Here is a 24,866-nt window from a genome sequence, read left to right as displayed (position 1 = left end):
GTCTCGGACCGTGCAGCGCCTGAGTGGAAGCGGGGGCATGCTTCCAGTCGTGGGTTTCAACTAATTCATCGCAAAAGGCACGAACAGCGCCCCTCTTACGTTTACGTCAATTCTATATCGATAGCCGCCTCATGACGCAAGGGCGTTCTGGGATTGCGAAACCTTATGCCGCACCCCTGGTGCCGGGTCCGAAAGGGCGCCGCCTGTATTTCAGCAATGCCGTAACTTCTTAAGCTTGGTTAACGCCTTGTTTACCACGATGGGTGAAATGTGCGCATGTCGGTCACCCGTGTTTATCCTGTAGCGAATTTTTCACGGTTTTTCGGAGAGCGGGCCTGGCCCGGGAAGCTCGTTCTTCCGCCGCAGCATAGCCGCACGGCCGCCTTCGTTCCCGACAGGGACTTTGGGGAAAACTGGCAGCAAGCCGGCCATTCTGAAAAACGGACGCATCGATGAACAGCAAGCGGTCCTATCTCGATACACTCAATGCCGGCAGGTCGCGCAGGCCGAACACCACGCTTGATGAATTGAACCGCTCGCTGGAAACGCTGGAACAGCGGCTGGAGCGCAAGCGCGAGGACGTGGGAGAGCGCTTCGATCCGCGCCGGCCACCGGTCGAGCCGCGCTATGCCAGCGCCCAGCCCTACGCCCCGCCGCGCTGGTATGAGGACCCGCAGCCCGCGCCGCGGCCGAAAAGCCCCGTGACGCCCGGCTTCGACCAGAATTATCAGGGGCTTGCGCGCGACATCGACCGCGTGCGCGGCCAGGAAGACAGCGTCGCCGTTGTCGGCAAGATCGCCGGCGAATTGCGCGGCCTGCGCGAGGAATTGCGCCATCAGATGACTGCCGGCCTGCAGCGCGAATTCGCCGCGCTGCGCAAAGACATCGAACGGGCGTTCCAGGCGAGCAACCAATCGGGAGGCCAATCAGGCGGCTTGCCCGGCAAGGGCAGCGCCGAACTCGGCCTCGAATTCGAGCGGCTGTCCGGCGCCATCCAGACGCTGGCCGAAAAGAGCGACGACAGAAGCGTCAACATGCTGCGGCTCGAACTCGAGCAGGTAAAGACCGCGCTCGACACGCTGGCGCGAGAAGAGAGCGTGCTGAAGGTCGACCGCCGCTGGGACGATTTCGACCGCCGCTGGAGCGCATTCGAGGACCGCGTGGACGCCGACCAGCGCAACCGCGCGGACGGCCCCGGATTTTCGGCCCTGACCGATCGGCTCGAGCAGATCAGCAATGCCGTCAACAATCTGCCGGAATCGCTGTCGCTGCGCTCGATGGAGGAAAAGGTCCGCACGCTTGCCGGCGCCGTCGACCACTTCGTCAGCCAGCAGAACAACCGCGGCGGCGACACGCTCGGCCTGATCGACGAACGGCTTGACGAGATTACGCGCGCCATCGTCGCCTCGACCGTCGCCGCCCAGGCCAATTCCTTCGACCCCGAGCCCTTCGAGCGCATCGAGAAGCGGATCGCCTCGCTGGCGCAGCAGATCGAGGAAGTGGTGCAGGTCCGTCCGAGCGGGGAGGTTCTTGACCGTCTCAGCATGCTGTCGAACCGGGTCGACGACCTCGCCGGCCGCGCCAATCTGCCGGAACAGGCGATGGAGCGCCTCGGCAACCAGATCGCGATGATTGCCGACAAGATCGACCGCGCCCCGGCCATGCCGGACGTCGACTATATTTTCCAGGGCCTGGAACAGCGCTTCGACGTGCTGTCGGGCATGATGGAACGCCGGCAAGGTGATGCCATCGAACAGGGCAACATGCTGTTTCGCGACCTCGAGCGGCGGCTGGACGAGGTTGCCGACCGCCTGGACCAGCGCCAGCCGCAAGCCGACAGCGCCGAAATCATGAACGCCATCGACGCACGCTTCACCGCGCTTGCCAAGCGCATGGAGACGCGTGTTCCCGATCCTGCCAACGAGGCGGCGATCCGCGGCCTGGAAAGCCGGCTCGAAGACATTTCAAGCCGGCTGGAATCGTCGGCCGCGCAGGTCGCCGGCATCGATCCGGCGCTGATCCGCAGCCTCGAGGCGCAGGTCTCCGGCCTGTCGGCGCATCTGTCGAAGCCCGGCACGCCGCTGCCGGAATTCGAGGACATCAGCCCGCGCCTCAACGAGATCGAGAAGTCGCTGGCCGGAACCCGCGAGTCCATCATGGGCGCGGCACGCGAGGCGGCCGAGAGCGCCGTGCGCTCGCTGGCCGATTCCAACGCCAACACCGCGGCCGTCACCGGCCTTGCCCAGGATCTGAAGACGCTGGAGGCGCTGACGCGCCGTTCGGACGAGCGCAATTCGCGGACATTCGAAGCCATTCACGACACGCTGCTCAAGATCGTCGATCGCCTGGGCTCGCTGGAAACCAGCGAACCGGTCGATGCGGTGAGCGAACTTCTGGATACGCCGGCCGAGCCGGCACGGCGGGCCCGCGCTGCCCGCGCCTCCAAGATCGCGGTCCAGGACGCGCCGTCGATGGACATCGACCAGCCGCAGCCGCTGACCGGAGACATCGCCGACCTCGACGGCCGCGCCGCCGCCATCATGCGCAACGAGCCCGATATGCGCGCCGAACCTGACATGCGCAGCGAGCCGGTGCGGCGCTCGCCGGCCGAGGCTGCCGCGGCCGCCGCGCAGGCGGCGCTCGGTTCCGATACGATTGCCGAGAAAGACGAAGGCACGGCCAAGAAGTCGCTGTTCGGCGGATTGGCGCGCGCCTTCAGGGGCAAGAAGCAGGCTGACATGCCGCCGCTTGCCGGTTCGGCGCCCAATGCCGACATGCCGAGCGTCGATCTCGATGAACCGCTTGACCCCAAGTTCGCCAACCGGCCGCTGGAGCCAGGCTCCGGCGCGCCCGACCTCAACGCCATCATGAAGCGGGTGCGCGATGAGCGCGGCCCGCCGGCGCGCCAAAGCACCGGCGATGCGTCGAAATCCGACTTCATCGCTGCGGCCCGGCGCGCGGCGCAGGCCGCTGCCGCCGAGGCCGACGCCCTGAAACGACAGTCCACCATGAAGGGTCCGGTGAAAGCGCTGCGGATCGGCGACCTGCTCAAGGCGCGGCGCAAGCCGATCCTGATGGGAGCGATCGCGATCATGCTGGCGCTTGCCGGCCTGCAACTGGGCAAGGCCTTCTTCGCCGACCCGGTCGAGGTCGCAAGCAACGATACCGCGCCGATTGTCGCATCGCAGCCGGTCGAGACCGCCTCGGTCAACGCTCCCAGCCAACCCAAGGCAGACACGCAGGCAACCGTGCAGGATGCATCGGCCCGGATGGTCAGGCAGGCGGAGCCATCGCAGCCGCCCGCCAAGGATGACGCGCCGATCGAGGCTGCTTCGACAAGTTCTGTTGGTCCTGACGTGCCGGCAGCCGAATCCACGCCAGCACCAATGGCTTTGGCCGATCCGGCCCCGGCGCCAGACGCAACATTGCCGACGACCGCCACTGCAGAACCGGCGGCTGACGCGCAACCTGCGGCCGCTGTCGTGGCGCCATCGGCATCGGATACGACCGGCGCCGTTCCACCCGCTGACACCGCGGCAACGCCTGTCGTCGCCAAGATCGACGTTCCGGCCGATGCCGGCCCGCAAGCCTTGCGCGACGCGGCCGCCGGCGGCGACGCCAAGGCGCTGTTCGAGCTCGGTTCGCGCTATGCCGAATCGCGCGGCGTTAAAGAAGACATGGCGGCAGCCGCCAAATGGTACGAAAAGTCGGCCGAACTCGGCTTCGCGCCGGCCGAGTACCGCATCGGCAATTTCTACGAAAAGGGCATCGGCGTCACGCGCGACATCAAGAAGGCAAAGACCTTCTACCAGCTCGCCGCCGCGCAAGGTAACGCCAGCGCCATGCACAACCTCGCCGTGCTCTTTGCCATGGCCGCGGACGGCGTGACCGACAATGAATCTGCCGCGCACTGGTTCCAGGCGGCGGCCGATGTCGGCGTCAAGGACAGCCAGTTCAATCTCGGCATCCTGGCGGCCAAGGGCGTCGGCATGAAGCAGAGCCTGGAGGAATCCTACAAATGGTTCGCACTCGTCGCCAAGACCGGCGACAAGGATGCGGAGGCCAAGCGCGACGAAGTCGCCAGTGCGCTGCGGCCCGAACAGCTCGAGCGCGCGCGCGCCGCCACCGAGCTGTGGAAGCCGAAGCCGCTCGACCCGGCGTCCAACTCGGCCGACATTCCTGAATCCTGGCAGGAAGGCACGCCGCAGACGACCGCCAGCGTCGACATGAAGAAAGCGGTCAAGAACATCCAGCTCATCCTCAACAAAAACGGCTACGATGCCGGCGGCGCCGATGGCGTGATGGGCGGCAAGACCAAGACCGCGATCATGGCTTTCCAGACCGACAACAAGATGCAGGCGACCGGCGAAATCGACGAAAAGCTGGTGAAGGCGCTGCTGGCGCACAAATAACGGCAGATGCGTCGCTAACGCGACGCCCTTGCCACACATTTGCCTGTTAACTGATTGAGATGTTTTTTGTTTCGGCAGGGCGGCGGGGTTTGACCCGACTGCCCCGTCGGCGCAAGGAAAAATTGGCTTTTCGGTGCGACAATGCCCGCGAATGGCTGCAATCGCCGACAGGCAAACTGATCGAGACTGACGGGTGGGCATCTATCTCCCGATCGCGGAAATTTCCGTCAACGTCTTCGTCCTGCTGGCGATGGGCGCGGCGGTGGGTTTCTTGTCGGGCATGTTCGGGGTCGGCGGCGGTTTTCTGATCACGCCGCTCCTGATCTTCTACAACATCCCGCCGGCCATCGCGGTCGCTACCGGCGCCAACCAGGTCATCGCCTCCTCCTTCTCCGGCGCGCTGTCGCACATGAAGCGCGGCACGCTCGACTTCAGCCTCGGCGGGGTGCTGCTGGCCGGCGGCATTGTCGGCTCGACCGGCGGTATCTTCGTCTTTGCCTTCCTGCGCCGGCTCGGCCAGCTCGATTTGTTCATTTCGCTGCTCTACGTCGTGCTGCTCGGCACGGTCGGCGGGCTGATGCTGGTCGAAAGCGTCAATGCGCTGCGCGCCACGCGCAGCGGCGCTGCGCCGGTGTTGAAGAAATCCGGCCAGCACAACTGGATCCACCGGCTGCCGCTGAAGATGCGCTTCAGGGCCTCGAAACTGTTCGTCAGTGTCATTCCGGTGCTGGGGCTCGGCGCGGGTATCGGCTTCCTGTCGTCGATCATGGGTGTCGGCGGCGGCTTCATCATGGTGCCGGCGCTGATCTACCTGCTGAAAGTGCCGACCAACGTCGTTATCGGCACTTCGCTGTTCCAGATCATCTTCACCTCGGCCTACACCACGCTGGTGCACGCCACCACCAACCAGACGGTCGACGTCATGCTTGCCTTCCTGCTGATGGCGGGCGGCGTCGCCGGTGCGCAATATGGCGCCAAGGCCGGTCAGAAGCTGCGCGGCGAACAACTCAGGGCGCTGCTGGCGCTGCTGGTGCTGGCGGTTGCGATCCGGCTGGCCATCGATCTCTTCGTCACGCCGCCAAACCTCTATTCGCTGACCGCGGCAGGCCTGAACTGATGCGGGGATGGAGGATTTTTTCGGCCGTCGCTTTGCTTTTCGCCCTCGCCCTGCCGGCGACAGCACAGGCGCCGAACCCGCTGCCGGAAGGCATCCAGATCGGTCTCTCCACCGACGCCGTGTCGATCACCGCCGGTTTTTCCGGCGCCGACCTGACCATTTTCGGTTCGCTGGAAAACCCCGATCCGCTGGTCGCGCGGCAGGGGCGCTATGACGTCATCGTCGTGCTGGAAGGGCCGCCGCGGCCGGTGGTGGTGCGCCGCAAGGACCGGGTGCTCGGCGTCTGGGTCAATCTGGAATCCGAAACTTTCGAAAACGTGCCGGTGTCCTATTCCGTCGCCACGACGCGGCCGCTGCAGGACATCACCGAACCCAACAGCTACAAGCAGCTATCGCTTGGCGCCTCCAACCTTTACATGAAGCCGGCCGACGCCACCGACAGTCCGGCGACGATCGAGGAATTCACCATGGCGCTGCGCGAGCGCAAGGCGGCGACCGGCCTCTACAGCGAGAATGTGGGTGGCGTGCAATTCCTGTCGCAGAACCTGTTCCGCGCCACGGTGCGGCTGGCGCCGAATGTCCCGGTTGGAACGCATAAAGCCCGCGCGTTCCTGTTCAAGAGCGGCCTGTTCCTCAAGGAAAGCTCGGCCCAGCTCGAAATCCGCAAATCGGGTTTCGAACAGTCGATCTTTCGCGTCGCGCACGATTATTCCTTCCTCTACGGCGTTTTTGCCGTGTCGCTGGCCATGATCACCGGCTGGCTGGGCAGGCTGATCTTCCGCAAAGATTGACGTCTAGAAGCTCATTTTACCAGAAAAACAGGGTTCCCCTTTCCGCGTTTATGCGATAGATCGCCGCCTCCCAACCCTCGGGCAAATACGCACAATCAATTCGGCAAGCGGTCCGGACATCCGGATGACAGTGCTTTTCAGCGTCGGCCACCGCGACCCAATGACAGGAGGCTGCAATGCATCAGGCATTTGGCGGCATCGATTTCGGCACGTCCAATTCTACGGTGGGCGTAATCCGGAACGGCCAGGCACGACTGGTGGCGCTGGAAGGGGAACAGCCGACATTGCCAAGTGCGGTGTTCTTCAACTTCGAGGACGGCCACACTTATTTCGGCCGCCGCGCCATCGCTGACTACACCGACGCCATCGAAGGGCGGCTGATGCGGTCGCTGAAGAGCGTGCTCGGCAGTTCGCTGGCGCATGAGAAGACGCGCATCAAGGCGCGCCAGATCGGCTTCATCGACATTGTCGGCATGTTCGTCGGCCATCTCAAGACGCGGCTCGAGGAAGATGCCGGCGCTCCCGTGGAGAGCGTCGTACTCGGCCGGCCCGTGCAGTTCGTCGACGATGATGCGGAAGCCGATGCCAAGGCGCAGGGCGAGCTTGAAAAGGCAGCGCGCGCGCAAGGCTTCAAGCACATCGCCTTCCAGTTCGAACCGATCGCCGCTGCACTCGATTACGAACAGGGTGTGGCACGTGAGGAGTTGGCGCTGATCGTCGACATGGGTGGCGGCACGTCCGACTTCTCGATCGTGCGGGTTTCGCCGCAGCGCGCCCGCTCAGGCGATCGCAAGGATGATATCCTGGCCAACCGCGGCGTCCACATAGGCGGCACCGACTTCGACCGGCTGCTCAGCATCGCCCATGTCATGCCCAAGCTCGGCTATCTCTCACCGACGAAAGACGGCAAGCGCAATCTGCCGGCGAGCTACTTCATCGATCTGGCCACGTGGCAGCGCATCAACCTTGTCTACACCGCCAAGGCGATGACGGACCTCAGGCAGATCCGCTTCGAGGCCAAGCGTGCCGACCTGGTCGAGCGCTTCATCCACATTGTCGAGCATCGCTACGGCCATGCGCTCGCCGGGCTAGTCGAACGAGCCAAGATCGCGCTGACGGATCAGGCTTCGGCTGATGTGACGGTGGCGCTGCCCGACGTGCATTTTGCCGCCGAAATCACGCGGACAGGCCTGGAAGAGACTATCGCCGCCGACATCGAACGGGTGTCGGCGACGGTGCGGCAGACGATCGCCGACGCCGTCGTGAAAGCATCCGATATCACCGCCGTGTTCCTCACCGGCGGTTCGACCGCCATTCCGCTGGCGAGGCGAGAAATCCTGTCGCTGGTGCCGCAGGCCGCTGTCATCGAGGGCGACATGTTCGGCTCGGTCGGGCTTGGCTTGGCGCTGGATGCAAAGCGGAAGTTCGGCTAGTACCCTCACGCATGGTCTGCAGAGGCGCTGAGATGCGCTTTGAGCGCCATCTGCGCCAGGCTTGCCTGGCGGTCGCGATGGGTGATCATGGCAAAGTCGCGCTTCGGCAATTCAAGCGGCACCGAACGGAGACTGCCCTCGGCAACGGCGCGCCCGACGACGAGGTCGGAGATGATGGTGGCGCCGGCGCCGGCCTCGACCGCCTGGCGAACCGCCTCGTTGCTTGGCAGCACCAAAAATATCTGCAGATCGGCGAGCGAAATCCCTTCGCGGCGGGCCAAATCCTCCAGCACCTCGCGCGTGCCGGAACCACCCTCGCGGATGATCCAGCGCAGCCCCCTGATGTCGGGGCGGCCCGGCGCGATTTCGACGATCTCGGGATGCGAGGCGGCGACGACCAGCATCAGCCTGTCGACGTCAACCTTGGTGCGGCGCAGGATATCGGACTCGGTGCGCCCCTCGACCAGGCCGAGATCGGCAGTGCCGTCCAGCACATTGGCCTCCACCTGCCTGGTGTTGCCTATGGTCACGCTGAGCCGAACCGCCGGGTAGGCCTCATGGAATGAGGCCAGCCGGCGCGGCAGCCAGTAGCTGGCGATGGTTAGGCTGGCGGCGATCGACAGGCTGCCGGCGACGGTCTGCGAGACATGTTCCAGCACGTTGCGGGCGGCGGCCGCGCGCTCCAGCACCGCTTTGGCCTCAGGCAGGAAGCGGTGGCCGGTTTGCGCCAGCTCGATGTTGCGGCCTACACGGTTGAACAGATGAACGCCGTGCTGCTCTTCGAGGGCGCGGATGGCCGCCGACGCAGCCGACTGGGAGATGCCCAAAAGCTCTGCCGCCTTGGTCATGTGGCCGCGTTCGGCGACGGCGACGAAAATGCGCAACTGATCCAGGGTCATGCGCGCATTAAGAACCAATTTCGATCGAATTTACAAGAACAACTGATTAGACAGATCGATAGCTTTATTCTACTTTTTCAACCGAAGTTAGAAGAAATTCGCCAACAGATCGCAGCCAACAAAATGATCGGGCGGTTCAGATCTCTGCTTGCGCATTGGACCCGTGGCCTCAGGCGGCGGCTTGCCGGCGACCGCTATCACCCTGAAGAGCACTATATGCGTGGCCCCGGACCGAAGACGCGGGCCAAATTCTCAGGCAGCAAAAGCACGCCGGGTCCATGAGCCACGGAGCGCCGCGCGGGGCCAATTCCGCACCGTCGCAACGGCCGCTTGCCGATACGCGCGCTCCGGACGAAGGCGACGGCGTCGACACCTCGCCCGATGTCTCCGACAGCATCGCCAAGACCACCTGCTATATGTGCGCCTGCCGTTGCGGCATCGACGTCCACATCAAGGACGGCAAGGTGCGCTACATCAACGGCAACAAGGACCATCCGGTCAATCGCGGCGTGATCTGCGGCAAGGGCAGCTCCGGCATTATGCAACATTACAGCCCGGCGCGGCTGAAGAAGCCGCTGCTGCGCAGCGGTCCGCGCGGCTCGGGCGAATTCCGCGAGATCGAGTGGGAAGAAGCCTTTTCGATTGCGACTGAACGACTTTCCAACATACGCCGCACCGATCCGAAAAAGCTCGCCTTCTTCACCGGGCGCGACCAGTCGCAGTCGCTGACCGGCTGGTGGGCGAGCCAGTTCGGCACGCCGAACTTCGCTGCCCATGGCGGCTTCTGCTCGGTCAATATGGCGGCGGGCGGGCTCTACACGATCGGCGGTTCGTTCTGGGAGTTCGGCGAGCCCGACTGGGACAACACCAAATACTTCATGCTGTTCGGCGTCGCCGAGGACCATGATTCCAACCCGATCAAGATCGGGCTTGGCAAGCTCAAGGCGCGCGGTGCCAAGGTGGTGTCGATCAACCCTTGCCGCACCGGCTACAACGCGATCGCCGACGACTGGATCGGTATCCGGCCCGGCACGGACGGCCTCTTCGTCTTCGCCCTCATCCATGAACTGCTCAAAGCGGGTCGCGTCGATCTCGATTATCTGCTGCGCTACACCAACGCTCATGTTCTGGTCATCCAGGAGCCGGGCGCGGCCGATGACGGGCTTTTCCTGCGCGACAGCGACAACAATCCCGTCGCCTGGGACCGGGTGGCGAAGGCCTCCATCAACGCCGCCGACCTAGATGCAAAGCCGGCGCTGACCGGCAGCTACACCGTCGCCGGCCGCCGCTGTGTGCCGGTGTTCCAGCTCATCGCCGATCGCTACATGGACGACAGCTACGCGCCTGACGCAGTCGCGGCGCAGTGCGGGATTCCGGCTGACACGATCCGCCGGATCGCGGCCGAACTCGCGCATGTCGCCTTCGAACAGACAGTAGAACTGCCGGTGGCGTGGACCGACTGGGCCGGGCGTCGGCACGAGACGATCAAGGGACGGCCGGTGTCGATGCATGCCATGCGGGGCATATCGGCCCATTCGAACGGTTTTCACTCTTGCCGCGCCATCCACCTGCTGCAGGTGCTGCTGGGCACGATCGACGTGCCCGGCGGCTTTCGTTTCAAGCCGCCCTACCCGCGCTCGGCGCCGCCGGGGCCGAAGCCGTGCGGCAAAAGCGTAAAGCCGATGACGCCGCTGGACGGCGTGCCGCTCGGCTTCGTCTGTGGGCCGGATGACCTGCTGGTCGATGAGGCCGGCACGCCGCTTCGCATCGACAAGGCCTATTCCTGGGACGCGCCGCTGGCCGCGCATGGGCTGATGCATACGGTCATCCGCAATGCCTGGGCCGGCGACCCTTACCCGATCGACACGCTGATGATGTACATGTCGAACATGGCGTGGAATTCCTCGATGAACACCGTCGAGACCATTGCCATGCTGACCGACCATGACGAGGCGGGCAACTACAAGATCCCCTTCATCATCTATTCCGACGCCTATTATTCGGAGACGGTGCCGTTCGCCGACCTGGTGCTGCCCGACACCACCTATCTCGAACGGCATGATTGCATCAGCCTGCTCGACCGACCGATAAGCCATGCCGATGGACCGGGCGACGCCATCCGCCATCCCGTTGTCGAACCCGACCGCGACGTCAGGCCGTTCCAGTCGGTGCTGATCGAGCTCGGCGCGCGGCTCGGCCTGCCCTGCTTCGTCAATGATGACGGGTCCGCGAAATATCGCGACTATGCCGACTACATCGTCAATCACGAGCGCACGCCGGGCATCGGCCCTCTCGCCGGCTGGCGCGGCAAGGACGGCACGTCTGTCGGCAAGGGCGAAGTCAATCCGGACCAGCTGCAGCGCTACATCGACAATGGCGGCTTCTGGCACCAGGACTTTGCCGCCGACCAGCGCTATTACAAGATGGCCAACCGCTCCTATCTCGACTTCGCGGAGCAGTTGGGGTTCATTCCCAAGGCCGAGCCCATCGTGTTCCAGCTCTATTCCGAGCCGATGCAGCGCTTTCGCCTCGCCGCGCGCGGCCATGGTCGCGTGCAGCCGCCGGAAGCCGAGCGCGGCCGTATCGAGACCTATATGGACCCGCTGCCGTTCTGGTTTACGCCGTTCGAAGAGGCCGCCGTCGATCTCGAAAAATATCCGCTGCACGCGCTCACGCAGCGGCCGATGCACATGTATCATTCCTGGGGTTCGCAGAATGCGTGGCTGCGGCAAATCACCAGCCAGAACCGGCTGTTCGTGCATCACAAGACCGCAGCAATTCTCGGCCTTGTCGACGACGACTGGGTGTGGATCGAAAGCATCAATGGCCGGGTGAAGGGGCAGATCAAGCTGGTCGACGGCGTCAATCCAGATACGGTGTGGACCTGGAACGCCATCGGCAAGAGGCGCGGCAGCTGGGGGCTGAAGGACGATGCCGCCGAGAGCAATCGCGGCTTCCTGCTCAACCACATTATCGGCGACCAGACCTCGGTCGATGCCAACGGCAAGCGCTATTCGAATTCCGATCCGGTGACCGGACAGGCGGCGTGGTTCGATTTGCGGGTGCGCATCGTCAGATGCGCGGCCGAGGAAGCCGGCTTCACCGAGCCGCAATTCGAGCGTTTCAGCCAACCGCCAAATGTCGCGCCATCGCCCGACATCCTTCGCTACGGCGCCGAATTCCGCGTCAACAGGGAAGCCGTGGAATGACCTGCCTTCCCACCCATACCGACAAGAAGCTCGGCCTGGTCATCGACCTCGACACCTGCGTCGGCTGCCAGGCCTGCGTCACCGCCTGCAAGGAGTGGAACACCGGCGGCCACATGGCGCCCCTGACCGACATCCACCCCTATGGCGGCAATGTCGACGGCGTCTGGTTCAACCGCGTGCACAGCTACGAGCACACGACGGAGGCGGGCGGGCGCACCGTCAACTTTCCTCGCTCCTGCCTGCATTGCGAGACGCCGGCCTGCGTCACCGTCTGCCCGACCGGCGCCTCCTACAAGCGGGCATCGGACGGCATCGTGCTGATCGACGAAAGCAAATGCATCGGCTGCAAACTGTGCAGCTGGGCCTGCCCCTATGGCGCGCGCGAATTCGACACCGATGTCGGCGTGATGAAGAAATGCACGCTCTGCGTCGACCGCATCTACAATGACAATCTGGCCAAGGAGGACCGCGTGCCGGCCTGCGTGGCCGCCTGCCCGACCAGCGCCCGGCATTTCGGCGATCTCGGCGATCCCCTATCGGCGGTGTCGCAACTGGTGGCGGAGCGTGGCGGCGTCGACCTGATGCCAGAGATGGGCTACAGGCCGACCAACAAGTACCTGCCGCCGCGTGCCCACACCGAGCGTGCAGCTTCAGTGGCGGCGCCGAGGCTCGAGGCGGTCAAGGCCGAAGGCGGTTTCCTCGGCTGGGTCGACCGCATGCTTTCTAACTGACCAATGCATCCAGCCTTTTCCGTCGTCTTCTTCACCACTGCCACCGGCGCCGGCTACGGCCTGCTGGCACTGCTTGGCGTGCTTGGCGGACTGGGGTTCATCCCGGCCGATTTCTGGCTCGGCCTCATCGGCATGGGGCTGGCGCTCGGCCTGATCGCCGCCGGCTTCTTGTCGTCGACCGGCCATCTCGGCCGCCCCGAACGGGCCTGGCGCGCCTTCTCGCAATGGCGCAGTTCCTGGCTGTCGCGCGAAGGGGTGGCTTCGGTCGCGACCTTCATTCCGGCCGGGCTGTTCGGCCTTGGCTGGGTGGTCTTCGGCCGCACAGATGGTTGGGTGGCTATCGCCGGGATTCTGGCGGCCATCGGCGCGGTCGTCACCGTCTGCACCACCGGCATGATCTATGCCTCGCTGAAGCCGATCGCGCAATGGCACAGTCCCTATACGCTGCCCGGCTATATCATCTTCTCGGCGATGACCGGCAGCGTGCTGCTCAACGCGCTGCTGCAGGCTTTCGCCATCGGCTCGAACCCCGTCGTGGCCGCCGCCCTGCTGCTGACCTTGCTCGGCTGGGGCTGGAAGCTGGCGACGTGGCGCTACAATGACAGGCTGGAGATCGCCACCACCGCCAACACGGCAACCGGGCTTGCCGGCGGCACGGTGCGCTCGCTGGAATGGCCGCACACCGAAGAGAATTACCTGCTCAAGGAGATGGGCTTTCGCATCGCCCGCAAGCACGCCGCCAAGCTGCGAGGGATCACGCAAGCGTTGGCTTTTGCCTTGCCGGCTCTGTTTCTGCTTGTTGTTCTATTCGCTTTGCCCTGGCCGCTCGCGGCGGTGCCGTCGGTGCTTGCGGCCATTGTCCAGTTCGCCGGCATGCTGGTCGAGCGCTGGCTGTTTTTCGCCGAGGCCAAGCACACCGTTACCCTCTATTACGGGCGGTAGCGCGCCGTCAGGCGGCCCGCGCTTCCGGTGCCGCCGGCAAGTCCTTCAGCAGGATTTCGATAGCGGCATCGACCACCGCTGTCCGTCGGTCGTGCGCATAGAGTCCGTATTGCACGATGAGCGGCTCGGGCACCGATGTCTTCAGCACGCGCATTGAGCCAGTGCGCACCGATTCCGGTGGAAGCAGTCCGACGCCCAGTCCGTTCTCGATCGCCGCCTGTAGGCCGGTGACGCTCTGGCACGACAGAACGATCCTGTGCTCCCGGCCGGCGGCAACCAGCGCCTCAATCATGCGCCTGCGCCAAGGGCAGGTTGCACCGAAGGCGACGAGATCGAGCGGCCGTTCCTGATCCAGCACATAGTCCGTAGCGCAGACCCATTGCAGTTCGACATTCCACGTCGTCAAGGCATCGGCTGCGACGACCGATGTCGGGGCAATCATGACATCCAGCGCGCCTTCACTCCACAGCCGCCCCAGCGCGACACTGTGCTCGACCATGGCGTCGAGGCTGATGTCGGGATAGGTGCGGTGCAGCCGTCCCAGCGCGGCCGAGAGCGCTGCGGTGGTGACTTCCTCGGCGAGGCCGATGCGCACGCCGCCGCCAATGCCGGCCTGCTGCAGCCGCGCCACCGCTTCATCGCCGAGGGCCAGGATGCGGGTCGCATAGCCCAGAAAGAGCTCTCCCTCCGCGGTCGGCACGACGCCGCGGCCGGTGCGCTGGAACAGATGCCGCTGGAGCAGGCCCTCGAGCCGGCGCATCTGCATGCTCAGCGACGATTGGGTTCTGCCGGTCTGTGCGGCGACCCTGCTCAGGCTGCCTTGCCGGCAGACCGCCACAAAGGTGCGAAGAAGGTCGAGGCCGATCTGTTCAGATATCATTTTCTGTGAACTCTGATGTCATTGATATCAATCTACAATGATATCGTGCCACGCGCTATCTCCCTCCCACGAGAACAGGCAGGGAAGAAACCATGAAAGCGATCCGTGTTCACCGCCATGGCGGGCCAGAGGTGCTTGCCTATGAGGATGTCGACATTCGCCAGCCCGGGCCGGGCGAGGTCCGCGTGCGCAACCGGGCGGTCGGCCTCAACTTCGTCGACGTCTATTTCCGCACCGGCGAATATGCGCCACCCGCTTTGCCGTTCACGCCGGGCAACGAAGGCGCCGGCGAAATCATCGCGGTCGGCGAAGGCGTCAGCGGCTTTGCCCCGGGCGATCGCGTCACCTATGTCGAGACGCTCGGCGCCTATGCCGAGGAGCGCATCGTGCCGGCGCATTTCGTCGTGCATCTGCCCGACGCCATCGATTTCGAGACGGGTGCGGCAATGATGCTGAAGGGGCTGACGGCGCAATATCTCTTGCGCCGCACGTTTCGCGTCGAGGCCGGCCACACCATCCTGGCGCATGCCGCGGCAGGCGGTGTCGGCCTCATCCTGACGCAGTGGGCAAAGCATCTCGGCGCGACCGTCATCGGCACGGTCGGCTCACCCGAGAAGGCCGAACTGGCGCGCGCCAATGGCTGCGACCATGTCATCGAGTACAGCAGGGAGGACTTTGCCGCGCGGGTGAAAGAGATCACTCGTGGCGAAGGCTGCGACGTCGTCTATGACGGCGTCGGCAAGGCGACCTTCCCGACTTCGCTCGATTGCCTGCGGCCGTTCGGCACGTTTGTCAGCTTCGGCACGGCGTCGGGATCGATCCCGTCCTTCGACATCATGCTTTTGATGCAGAAAGGATCGCTGTTCGCCACCTGGCAGTTGCTGTTCCATCATCTCGCCAGGCGCGAGGACGTTGTCGCCATGAGCGAGGATCTCTTCAGCGTCGTGCTCAGCGGCGCGGTGAAAATCCCCGTGCACACAAGCATGCCGCTCGCCGAAGTGGCTGAGGCGCATCGCCGGCTCGAAGCGAGGCAGACGACCGGCGCTACCGTGCTAATACCGTAGAACTCAGCCCGGCCGCAGCATGGCGTGGGAAATGGCGAAGATGCGCTCGGCGCCCAGCATATAGGCCATCAGCGTCTCGCGGCGGAACAGGCCGGCATAGGCGCGGTCGAGCACGTTGAGCGAACCGGTATAGGCGCCGAAGGCCGGCATGATCATGCGGCCGCCATCGCCGGCAAAGCAGCGGCGCCGCACCGAACGGCCGCGCTGGACGATGCGCGCACAAGGATGCAGATGGCCTGCGACTTCGCCCTCGGTTCTCGCCTTCGACGGCTCGTGGCGGAACAGCAGCGAGCCAATGGCGAGTTCGCGCACCGTCTCGCCCGGCAGGTCGGCCGGCGCTTCCGGGTCATGGTTGCCGGCGACCCAGAACCAGTCGCGGCCGGCCATCAGCGCCTCCAGCCGTTCGCGGAAGGATTGATGCATCCGCTCGGCGCCACCGCCATCGTGAAAGGAATCGCCCAGGCTGATGACGATCGAAGGCTGGTAGTCCGATATCACCCCCTGCAGCCGCAGCAAGGTGGCACCGGTATCGTAAGGCGGGATCAGGGCGCCGCGCCTGGCGAAGGACGAGCCTTTTTCCAGGTGCAGGTCGGAGACCGCGAGCAGCCGCAGATCGGGGAAATAAAGCACGCCGCGGGGGTCGCAGACCGCGCGTTCGCCGGCGATGCCGACCATATCGGCCTCGGCGATCAGTGTTGCGCGCGCCAGCGAAAAATTCATTTCAAGTCAGACCCTCTTGGTCCGGTTTCGCCCTTGGCCCCATGGCCTCTTCGACCAGATCGGCGGCCTCCATGAGCAGAGACTCGTTGGCGCCGCCATTGACCGATTCCCTGCCGATCTCCAGCATCACAGGCAGAGCCAGCGGCGAAATCTGGTCGAGATGCTTATGCATGATTCGACCGCGCACACGCGAGAGCATCTCGGCAAGTCTGCTGACATCGAGCAATCCGGCCGAGGCATCGGTGCGCGTCGCCTGCAGCAGGATATGGTCGGGTTCGTGGCTGCGCAACACATCGTAAATCAGGTCGGCCGAGACCGTCACCTGGCGGCCGCTCTTCTCCTGTCCAGGAAAGCGCTTCTCGATCAGCCCGGCAATGACGGCGCAGGTGCGGAAGGTGCGCTTCAGCATCCAGCTGTCGTTCAGCCAAGCTTCGAGGTCGTCGCCAAGCATGTCCTCGTCGAACAGAGCAGCCAGCGACGGCTTCTTCGCCTTGAACAAGGCCGCCATGTCGTCGAGCGCCCAGACGGCCAGCGAATAGTCGGTGGCGACGAAGCCGAGCGGACGGGCGTTGGCCCGCTCCAGCCGGCGCGTCAAAAGCATGCCAAGCGTCTGGTGCGCCAGCCTGCCCTCGAAGGGATAAGCGACCATGTAGTGGCGGTTGCCGCGCGGAAAGGTCTCGACCAGAAGATCGCCCCGCTTGGGCAGCACTGACTTTTCCTTCTGCAGTCTGAGCCAGTCGGCAACCTGCTCGGGCAATGCCTGCCATTTGTGGGGATCGGCCAGCATGCCGCGCACCTGGTCGGCGAGATAGGTCGACAGCGGAAACTTGCCACCGGCATAGGATGGCACGATGATGTTGGCGCCGGCGCCGTTCGAAACCACGCATTCATTCTCGCGAATGCCCTCGAAGCGCAGCACTTTGCCGGCAAACAGGAAGTTGTCGCCAGGCCGCAGCGTCTCGGCGAAATACTCCTCGATCTTGCCCAGCACCGGCCCACCGCGTCCGGCCATGCCGCGTCCTTGCCGGACATAGCGGACATTGAGCTCCGGCATTTCGACGATGGTGCCGACATTCAGGCGATATTGTTGCGCGATGCGAGGGTTGGAGACGCGCCACAGCCCGTCCTTGGTCTGGCGGATGCGGGCGTAGCGCTCATAGTTCTTCAGCGCATAGCCGCCGGTGGCGACGAAGTCGACGACACGGTCGAAGGTCTGGCGCTCCAGCCCGGCATAGGGCGCAGCGCTGCGCACCTCTTCGAACAGAAGGTCGGCGTAGAAAGGCGCGCCGCAGGCGACGCCCAGCACATGCTGCGACAACACGTCGAGCGCGCCGTTGATCAGCGGTGGCGTGTCCTGCGCGCCGAGATAATTGGCGTCGAGTGCCGCCCGGCATTCCAACACCTCGAAGCGGTTCGCCGGGATGAGGATCGCCTTCGACGGCTCGTCCATGCGGTGGTTGGCGCGGCCGATGCGCTGCGCCAACCGGCTGGCGCCCTTGGGCGCGCCGACATGGACAACCAGATCGACATCGCCCCAGTCGATGCCAAGGTCCAGCGTCGAGGTGGCGACGATGGCACGCAGCGCGTTGTCCGCCATCGCTTTCTCGACGCGGCGGCGCTGGCCGACATCGAGCGAACCATGATGCAGCGCGATCGGCAGCGAGTCCTCATTCGCCCGCCACAGTTCCTGGAACAGCATCTCGGCCTGGCTGCGGGTGTTGACGAAGAGTAGCGTCATGCGGTGCTTCTGGATCGCCTCATAAATCTCGGGAATGGCATAGCGCGCCGAATGTCCCGACCACGGCACACGCTCGCGCGAGTCGAGGATGGAGATGTCGGGCCTGGCGCCACCGGAGACGGTGATCAGCCCGGCCATCTCACCCGGTGGACTTTGCCCGACCAGCCAGCGCCGCAACTCATCGGGCTCGGCCACGGTTGCCGACAGGCCGATCGTCTGCAGGCCGGGCACGTAAGCGCGCAGCCGCGCCAGACCGAGTGCCAAAAGGTGGCCGCGTTTCGAAATCACCAGCGAATGCAGTTCGTCGAGCACGACATAGCGCAGATCCTCGAAGAACCGCCTGGCATCAGGCGCCGCGATCAGCAGCGCCAGTTGCTCCGGGGTGGTTAGCAGGATATCGGGAGGCGCCAGCTTCTGGCGCTGGCGCTTGTGCGAGGGCGTGTCGCCAGTGCGCGTCTCGATGGTGACGGGAAGCCCTATCTCTTCCACCGGCTTGCCGAGATTGCGCTCGATATCGACTGCCAGCGCCTTCAACGGCGAGATGTAAAGCGTGTGGATGCCGCGATGCGCCTGACCGGGTTTGCGCCTGGGACGGTTGGCCAGTTCGGTCAGCGACGGCAGGAAGCCGGCCAGCGTCTTGCCGGCCCCGGTCGGCGCGATCAGCAGCACCGATTGCCCGGCCTGGGCTCTCGCCAAAAGTTCGATCTGATGGGCGCGCGGCGACCAGCCCTTCTCGCCGAACCATCTGATGAACGGTTCGGGCAAGGCGACACTGGCATTCTGTTCGGCAAGGCGCGGCTGCTCGGTCACCCGAAAGAGGTAGCGCGAGCGCGCGCGAACGCCAAGCAAAATCGGAACAAAAGGTGATCGAAGAGAGCTTTCCTCGCCCCGTTTACGGGGAGAGGATGCCGGCAGGCAGGTGAAGGCGCAGCGCTGACAATCGAAAGTTCGCGCCGCCCCTCATCCGCCCTTCGGGCACCTTCTCCCCGTGAACGGGGCGAAGGAAGAGGTTACGGCCTGCGAAACCCCGTCGGCCCGCCATAGAGATAGCCGATGCGGTCGATCGCGTCCTTCAGCCCTTCGCGCGATACCAGCATGGTGTGGCCGTTGGCGTGGATCATGTCGCGGGCGTCGGTCATGATGGCGACGTGGCCCTTCCAGAACACCAGGTCGCCGCGCTTCAGCCCGGCATAATCCGGTCCCGGATCGATCGGCTCGCCAAGGCCTGCCGCCTGCATGTCGGAATCGCGCAGCACATTGCGGCCGGCCATACGCATGGCCAGCTGCACAAGGCCCGAACAGTCGATGCCGAAGCCGGAGGTGCCGCCCCAAAGATAGGGCGTGCCGAGAAACATCTCGGCCACGGAGACATAGTCGGCGGCGACATCGCCGAGCAGTCGCAGATGGCCGGCGATCAGCGCCTCGCCGGAGGGCAGCAGCGCATAGTGGGTGCCGCGCGTTTCGGCAGCGCCCGTCACCGTGACCGTCGAGCCCATCGACAGCTGGCCGGCGATCGGAAAGCGCAGATCGGCGCCGGGATACAGGAAGGTGCGCGGCGCAGAGACAATATGGGTGGGCGCATGCTCGCGAGCACCCAACATGGTGGCACCGACATAGCCGACATAGCCGTCGCGTTCGGCCTGGACCCAGGCCCAGCCTTCGGCTTCCTCGAAGACAAGCACATCGTCACCAAACAGCACCTGCGTGTTGACGCCCGCGTCGGGGCGCGGCGCCTTGCGGATATCGGCCACGGAGGCCGCGATGCGCGCCGGACGGCCGGTGACGAAGCGATCGGCCGATACCTCGCCTTTCAGCCTGGCATCGGCGAGGTCGGAACGGAAGGCGTGAAGGCGGGCATCCCTGGCAGTCAAATCAGCAATCCAGCTATTGGGTATGGTCAGATGGGCAGCTCATGCGCCCGGGCAACGATACCATCGCCGAAGCGCTCGACAAAGAGCGCGCCTTCGACCGTGCGCCGGATCAGCACGTTGCGCTTGTCGAGTTCGTCGCGATGGCGCGACACCAGCTTCAGCGCGCCCATCGTATCCAGCGCGCGGGTGATGACCGGCTTGGTGACGTTGAGCCGGGCTGCCAGGCCGCGCACTGTATGCGGCGGCGGGTCAAGATAGATGGTGAACAGGATCGCCGTCTGGCGCATGGTGAGATCGGGCGCGTCATCGCGCACCTGCGACAGCATCACCTGCTGCCACAGTCGCATCGCCTGGCTCGGACGCATCGAAATCGACATCGCCCGAGCATGACGGCAAATTGTTTCGGTTCCGTTTCAGTTTGGAGGCCGTGCGCTATGCCTCACGACCTCAGGCATAGCGCCTCGAAATGATCCGCTCCAGCGCACGGATGCCTTGCGCCTCGCCGCCGGCAGGGCCGTAAGGGCGGTCGGACGGATTCCAGGCAAAGATGTCGAAATGCGCCCAGCGCGGCGTCCGCTCGACAAAGCGTTTCAGGAACAGCGCCGCGGTGACCGAACCGGCAAAGCCGTCGGTGGTGACATTGTTGATGTCGGCGATCTTCGAGGCCAGCCTGGCATCGTAGGGTCGCCACAGCGGCATGCGCCACAACGGATCCTCGACGGCAACGGAGGCCGCCACCAATTCGGACGCCAGCGCTTCGTCGCCGGTGTAGAAAGGCGGCAGGTCGGGACCGAGCGCGACGCGCGCGGCGCCGGTCAGCGTCGCCATGTCGATCAACAGTTCAGGCTCCTCATCATCGGCCAGCGCTAGTGCATCCGCCAACACCAGCCGCCCTTCGGCGTCGGTGTTGCCGATCTCGACGGTGGTGCCCTTGCGGCTGGTCAGCACATCGCCAGGCCGGAAAGCATTGCCGGCAATCGAGTTCTCAACCGCCGGGATCAGGACGCGCAACCTTACCTTCAACCCGGCAGCCATGATCATCGAGGCAAGGCCCAGAACATTGGCGGCGCCGCCCATATCCTTCTTCATCAACAGCATGCCCGACGACGGCTTGATGTCGAGACCGCCTGTGTCGAAACAGACGCCCTTGCCGACCAGCGTCACCTTCGGCGCATCGGCCCGTCCCCAAATCATGTCGATCAGGCGCGGCGCGCCGACAGAGGCGCGGCCGACCGCATGAATCATCGGAAAATTCTGCTTGAGCAGATCGTCGCCCTTGATCACCGACACCTCGGCCTTGTGTGTCGCCGCCAAGGTCTGCACGGCCTTTTCCAACTCGTCCGGTCCCATGTCACTGGTCGGCGTATTGACGAGATCGCGCGTCAGGAAGACGCCGTCGGCGATGCGGCGGACACGGCTCGCATCGGCGCCGGACGGCATGGCAAAGCGCAATGCCTTGCCTGGCTTCTTGCCGTATCGGGTGAAGACATAGCCGCCGAGAACCAGGGCTATGGCCGAGAGTTCCGGCTCGGCATGCGCCGAGGCAAGGTGCCAGTCGCCCTCCGGCAGGGCTCTCGCCAGCGCACCGATGGCCAGTGCGCCCTCGCCTTCGCCGATGCCGAACAGCGCGCCGGCAAGCGCACCGTTTTCGCCGGGCACGGCGAGTGTCCTGCCGGCTTCGCCGGAAAAGCCGTTGGCGGCCGCCCAGGCGATCGTGGAAGGCGAAAGCCCCAAGGCCTCCAGGCCATCCCTCGCGACCAGATGGACGGGCAAGGCAGTGTTCAGTGTCTCGACGAATTCGACGGGCATTCGATGGTCTCCGCGCAGGCTTGCAAGTCGTCCCCAGTCACCTGACAGGGACGTCGAATGATTTCAACCTCTATGCACAGAGGCCAGGCATAGGAAAATGCCAAGCCAATGGCTTCCGGCGGGCGGCGTACCGATCTCAACGGGCCACTTTTTAACTATCCGTTAGGGTTAACAGAATATTTCTGGGGGAATGAAGACGGCCACGCAATGGCCGCGCGCAGGAATGGAGAGCCCCGTGCCGATGCCGACCAACCGCAGGATGAACGTCACGGGCAAACGGTTGGTCACCACGGCGTTGCTGATGGCGCTCGCGGCCAGTGTTGCCGGGTGCGGAACCAGCAAGCTCACGACCGGCTCGATCGGGCGCACCAGCGGCAAACCGCTGGAAACGATGTCGGCCAGCGAGTTGCACAGCGCGACCACGCGGCTCGGCGAATCCTACGCAAAAAATCCCAACGACAAACGGCTGGCGACAAATTTTGCGGCGGCGCTGCAGATGGACGGCGATGCCGACCAGTCGCTTGCCGTGATGCGCAAGCTGGCGATCGCCTACCCCAAGGATCGCGACGTGCTCGCCGCCTATGGCAAGGCACTCGCCGCCAACGGCCAGTTCGAGCCCGCGCTCGACGCGGTGCGCCGGGCGCAGACCCCGGAATATCCGGACTGGCGGCTGATGTCGGCCGAGGCCGCCATCCTCGACCAGATCGGCCAGAAGGATGAAGCGCGCCAGGATTACCGCAAGGCGCTGGACCTCAAGCCAAACGAGCCCTCGATCCTTTCCAATCTCGGCATGTCCTATGTGCTGGAAGGCGATCTGCGCACCGCCGAGACCTATATGCGCTCGGCCGCCCAGCAACCGAACGCCGACAGCCGGGTGCGCCAGAACCTGGCGCTGGTCGTGGGACTTCAGGGCCGTTTCGACGAGGCCGAGAAGATCGCCTCGCAGGAGCTTTCGCCCGAACAGGCGCAAGCCAATGTGGCCTACCTTCGTCAGATGCTTGCACAGCAGAACGCCTGGAGCCAGCTCAAGGATCAGGACAAGGGCAAGCCGGCGACCAACTGAGCGCCGAATACACCTCCGCGCAGCGCAAAATCCATCCACATCAAAGCTGAAAATCCAAGAGCCGCATTGCATCGGCAACGCGGCTCTTTCGTATGGCTGCAACGAAGCCTACTGGCTTGAGGAATTGTGCTGGTCGCCGAAGATGCCGCGCTGGCTGACCTGCATGCCGGCCGGTCCAAGAATGATGGCGAACAACACCGGCAGGAAAAACAGGATCATCGGCACGGTGAGCTTCGGCGGCAGGGCGGCGGCCTTCTTCTCGGCCGCATTCATGCGCATATCGCGACTTTCCGAGGCCAGCACGCGCAATGCGTGCGCCACGGGCGTGCCGTAGCGCTCGGCCTGGACCAGCGCCTGGGACACCGACTTCACCGATTCCAGGCCGGTACGAGCCGCGAGGTTTTCATAAGCCTGCTTGCGCTCCTGCAGATAGGAGAGTTCGGCATTGGTCAGCACGAACTCCTCCGCCAACGCCACCGACTGCGAGCCGATCTCATCGGCGACCCTGCGCATTGCAGCCTCTACCGACATGCCCGACTCGACGCAGATCAGCATCAGGTCGAGCGCATCCGGCCACGCCTGCTGGATCGACTGCTTGCGCTTGGCGGCACGGTTGTTGACGTAAAGGATCGGCGCGTAGAAACCGGCATAGGCGACAAGGATGCAGACGAACAGCTTCACGAAAGCCGGCCGGTCCGGCAGGCCGCCGAGCACGAACAGATAGATCGCCGCCAGCGCGAAACCGACAAAGGGCAGGACCAGGCGGAAAAACAGGAAGCGCGTCAGCGGGTTCTGGCCACGAAAGCCCGCCACTTTGAGCTTCTGCAGCGTGCCTTCATCGGCCAGCGCACGCCGCAGGTCCAGCCTGTCGACGATGTTGCGCATGCCGATAGACTGTTCCTCGCGCAGGCCCTTGCGGCGGCGATCGGCTTCGTTGGCCAGCCGCGCGCGCTGCTTGGCGCGCAGTTCGTCACGCTCCAGCGCGACCGATTTCATGCGCGCCTTGAGCTGATTGCCGCCCAGGGCCGGCAGCAGCGTGAAGACGGTCGCGAACACCGCGATGCCGACCAGCAATGCGATCAGGAAGGCAGGATCGGTCAGCGATTTGACGACTTGGTCTGTCATTCGTTTTCAGTCTTTTCGTTCGAGCTTTCCGAAGTCGGGCCTAAACCTCAAAGTTCATCATCTTGCGCATCACCAGAATGCCGATCGACATCCAGACGCCGGAACAGCCGAGGATCAGATTGCCGGTGCTGGTGGTGAACAACGGCATGATGTAATTCGGGCTCGACAGGTAGACGAGAAGGGCGACGACAAAAGGCAGCGCGCCGATGATGACGGCCGAGGCCTTCGCTTCCATCGACAGCGCCTGGACCTTGGCCTTCATCTTCTTGCGATCGCGAAGCACGCGCGAAAGGTTGCCCAGCGCCTCGGAGAGATTGCCGCCGGCCTGCGACTGGATCTGGATGACGATTCCGAAGAAGCTTGCCTCGCTGCATGGCATGGTTTCGGCCATGCGCAAGGTGGCATCGGGGATGGACATGCCAACCTGCTGTGAATCGACGATGCGGCGGAACTCGGTCTTGACCGGCTCCGGCGATTCATTGGCGATCAGGCGAATGGCGTCGTTGAGCGGCAGGCCGGACTTGACGGCGCGCACGATGATATCGAGGGCGTTGGGAAATTCGTTGAGGAACGCCTTGACCCGGCGCGCGCGGCGAAGCGAGACGAACCAGCGGGGCAGGCCGAGCGCGCCGGCCAGCAGCGCGCCTGGCAAGACCAGCAGCGGCGCGCCGGCGAAATAGGCAAGCGCCGTCAGCGCGATGCCGCAAAAGAGGGAGTAGAGATAGAAACGCTCAATCGAGACCTGCATGCCGGCCTGACGGAGCTGGGCCTTCAGCGGCGGCTTCTTGACAACGCGTTCGGTGGTCTTCTGCTTTTCGTCGAGCTGTTTCAATGAATCCTGGACGGATTTGCGCCGCTTGGCCGCCTCCGCGACACGGTCGCGTGAAGCCTTGACGACCGAACGATCGGTCTCGGCGGCTTTGATCGTCTCGAGCCGCTTGCCGGCCTGCTTCTCGTTGCTCATCTGGGTGAACAGGAAGGCATAGGCGACCGCGCCGGCGCTGAAGCCGGCGAGCACGATGAACGCCAGTACGGTGGTGTCAATTCCGAACATCAATCTTG

Annotated in this window: 18 protein-coding genes; 9 read left to right on the top strand and 9 right to left on the bottom strand. The window is 64.5% G+C overall.

What is annotated here, in order from left to right; genetic code table 11:
- The first annotated feature begins 452 nt into the window (after nt 1-452).
- From AC1D1N_RS19695 to AC1D1N_RS19680, 4 genes are all read left to right on the top strand, one after another.
- On the top strand, nt 453-4,412 hold the full coding sequence (locus AC1D1N_RS19695; protein ID WP_436257990.1) for a peptidoglycan-binding protein: 3,960 nt from the start codon (nt 453-455) through the stop codon (nt 4,410-4,412).
- Between the two features lie 193 nt (nt 4,413-4,605).
- Entirely contained in the window at nt 4,606-5,529 is a 924-nt protein-coding gene (locus AC1D1N_RS19690) for a sulfite exporter TauE/SafE family protein (protein ID WP_436257989.1), read from the top strand.
- On the top strand, nt 5,529-6,320 hold the full coding sequence (locus tag AC1D1N_RS19685; RefSeq protein WP_112560509.1) for a TIGR02186 family protein: 792 nt from the start codon (nt 5,529-5,531) through the stop codon (nt 6,318-6,320). Before AC1D1N_RS19690 ends, AC1D1N_RS19685 begins: the two co-directional genes overlap by 1 nt.
- Before the next feature lie 176 nt (nt 6,321-6,496).
- Complete coding sequence (locus tag AC1D1N_RS19680; protein WP_477350478.1) at nt 6,497-7,753, top strand: Hsp70 family protein; 1,257 nt, start codon at nt 6,497-6,499, stop codon at nt 7,751-7,753.
- A 5-nt stretch (nt 7,754-7,758) separates the two neighbouring features.
- Here AC1D1N_RS19680 and AC1D1N_RS19675 read toward each other — a convergent pair whose 3' ends face one another.
- On the bottom strand, nt 7,759-8,652 hold the full coding sequence (locus AC1D1N_RS19675; RefSeq protein ID WP_352555230.1) for a LysR substrate-binding domain-containing protein: 894 nt from the start codon (nt 8,650-8,652) through the stop codon (nt 7,759-7,761).
- A 278-nt stretch (nt 8,653-8,930) separates the two neighbouring features.
- On the opposite strand from AC1D1N_RS19675, the gene AC1D1N_RS19670 reads away from it, so the two are divergent.
- From AC1D1N_RS19670 to AC1D1N_RS19660, 3 genes are read left to right on the top strand one after another with little or no spacing between them, the layout of a single operon-like run.
- Nucleotides 8,931-11,861, top strand: coding sequence for a molybdopterin oxidoreductase family protein (locus AC1D1N_RS19670; RefSeq protein WP_477350476.1), 2,931 nt, complete (start codon nt 8,931-8,933; stop codon nt 11,859-11,861).
- Nucleotides 11,858-12,592 carry a 4Fe-4S dicluster domain-containing protein gene (locus tag AC1D1N_RS19665; RefSeq protein WP_477350474.1) on the top strand — a complete coding sequence of 245 codons (735 nt, stop codon included), beginning with the start codon at nt 11,858-11,860 and terminating at the stop codon, nt 12,590-12,592. Before AC1D1N_RS19670 ends, AC1D1N_RS19665 begins: the two co-directional genes overlap by 4 nt.
- 3 nt (nt 12,593-12,595) lie before the next feature.
- Nucleotides 12,596-13,534, top strand: coding sequence for a dimethyl sulfoxide reductase anchor subunit family protein (locus AC1D1N_RS19660; RefSeq protein WP_477350472.1), 939 nt, complete (start codon nt 12,596-12,598; stop codon nt 13,532-13,534).
- Nucleotides 13,535-13,541: 7 nt separating this feature from the next.
- Here the strand turns inward: AC1D1N_RS19660 and AC1D1N_RS19655 are convergent, their stop codons facing one another.
- The gene (locus tag AC1D1N_RS19655) at nt 13,542-14,414 is read right to left on the bottom strand and encodes a LysR substrate-binding domain-containing protein (protein WP_477350470.1); all 873 of its coding nucleotides are present in this window, start codon (nt 14,412-14,414) and stop codon (nt 13,542-13,544) included.
- Between the two features lie 92 nt (nt 14,415-14,506).
- On the opposite strand from AC1D1N_RS19655, the gene AC1D1N_RS19650 reads away from it, so the two are divergent.
- A complete protein-coding gene (locus AC1D1N_RS19650; protein WP_477350468.1) occupies nt 14,507-15,478 on the top strand; it encodes a quinone oxidoreductase family protein in 972 nt (323 codons plus the stop codon).
- 3 nt (nt 15,479-15,481) lie between these two features.
- On the opposite strand, the gene pdeM is transcribed toward AC1D1N_RS19650, so the two are convergent.
- The 5 genes from pdeM to AC1D1N_RS19625 form a co-directional block, all read right to left on the bottom strand.
- Complete coding sequence (gene pdeM, locus AC1D1N_RS19645) at nt 15,482-16,198, bottom strand: ligase-associated DNA damage response endonuclease PdeM (protein WP_477350466.1); 717 nt, start codon at nt 16,196-16,198, stop codon at nt 15,482-15,484.
- 1 nt (nt 16,199) lies between these two features.
- Nucleotides 16,200-18,746 (bottom strand): ligase-associated DNA damage response DEXH box helicase, encoded by a 2,547-nt coding sequence (locus AC1D1N_RS19640; RefSeq protein ID WP_436261880.1) that lies wholly within the window; start codon nt 18,744-18,746, stop codon nt 16,200-16,202.
- Nucleotides 18,747-18,946: 200 nt separating this feature from the next.
- Nucleotides 18,947-19,807: a C40 family peptidase gene (locus AC1D1N_RS19635; RefSeq protein WP_477350464.1), complete on the bottom strand. Its 861-nt coding sequence runs from the start codon at nt 19,805-19,807 to the stop codon at nt 18,947-18,949.
- Nucleotides 19,808-19,833: 26 nt separating this feature from the next.
- The gene (locus tag AC1D1N_RS19630; RefSeq protein WP_112393125.1) at nt 19,834-20,184 is read right to left on the bottom strand and encodes a MarR family winged helix-turn-helix transcriptional regulator; all 351 of its coding nucleotides are present in this window, start codon (nt 20,182-20,184) and stop codon (nt 19,834-19,836) included.
- 70 nt (nt 20,185-20,254) lie between these two features.
- Entirely contained in the window at nt 20,255-21,616 is a 1,362-nt protein-coding gene (locus AC1D1N_RS19625; RefSeq protein ID WP_477350462.1) for a leucyl aminopeptidase family protein, read from the bottom strand.
- Nucleotides 21,617-21,857: 241 nt separating this feature from the next.
- Between AC1D1N_RS19625 and AC1D1N_RS19620 the strand changes: the two genes are divergently transcribed.
- Nucleotides 21,858-22,679, top strand: a complete 822-nt coding sequence (locus AC1D1N_RS19620) for a tetratricopeptide repeat protein (RefSeq protein ID WP_477350526.1) — start codon at nt 21,858-21,860, stop codon at nt 22,677-22,679.
- A 108-nt stretch (nt 22,680-22,787) separates the two neighbouring features.
- On the opposite strand, the gene AC1D1N_RS19615 is transcribed toward AC1D1N_RS19620, so the two are convergent.
- Together AC1D1N_RS19615 and AC1D1N_RS19610 are read right to left on the bottom strand one after the other, a co-directional pair.
- A complete protein-coding gene (locus AC1D1N_RS19615) occupies nt 22,788-23,804 on the bottom strand; it encodes a type II secretion system F family protein (protein ID WP_112560521.1) in 1,017 nt (338 codons plus the stop codon).
- 40 nt (nt 23,805-23,844) lie between these two features.
- Nucleotides 23,845-24,858 (bottom strand): type II secretion system F family protein, encoded by a 1,014-nt coding sequence (locus AC1D1N_RS19610; protein ID WP_477338110.1) that lies wholly within the window; start codon nt 24,856-24,858, stop codon nt 23,845-23,847.
- Nucleotides 24,859-24,866 lie beyond the last annotated feature (8 nt).

This window comes from Mesorhizobium sp. P2_B5, from assembly GCF_056404775.1.
Note: the sequence above shows the minus strand (reverse complement) of the source record. Positions and strands in the feature narration are given on the sequence as shown.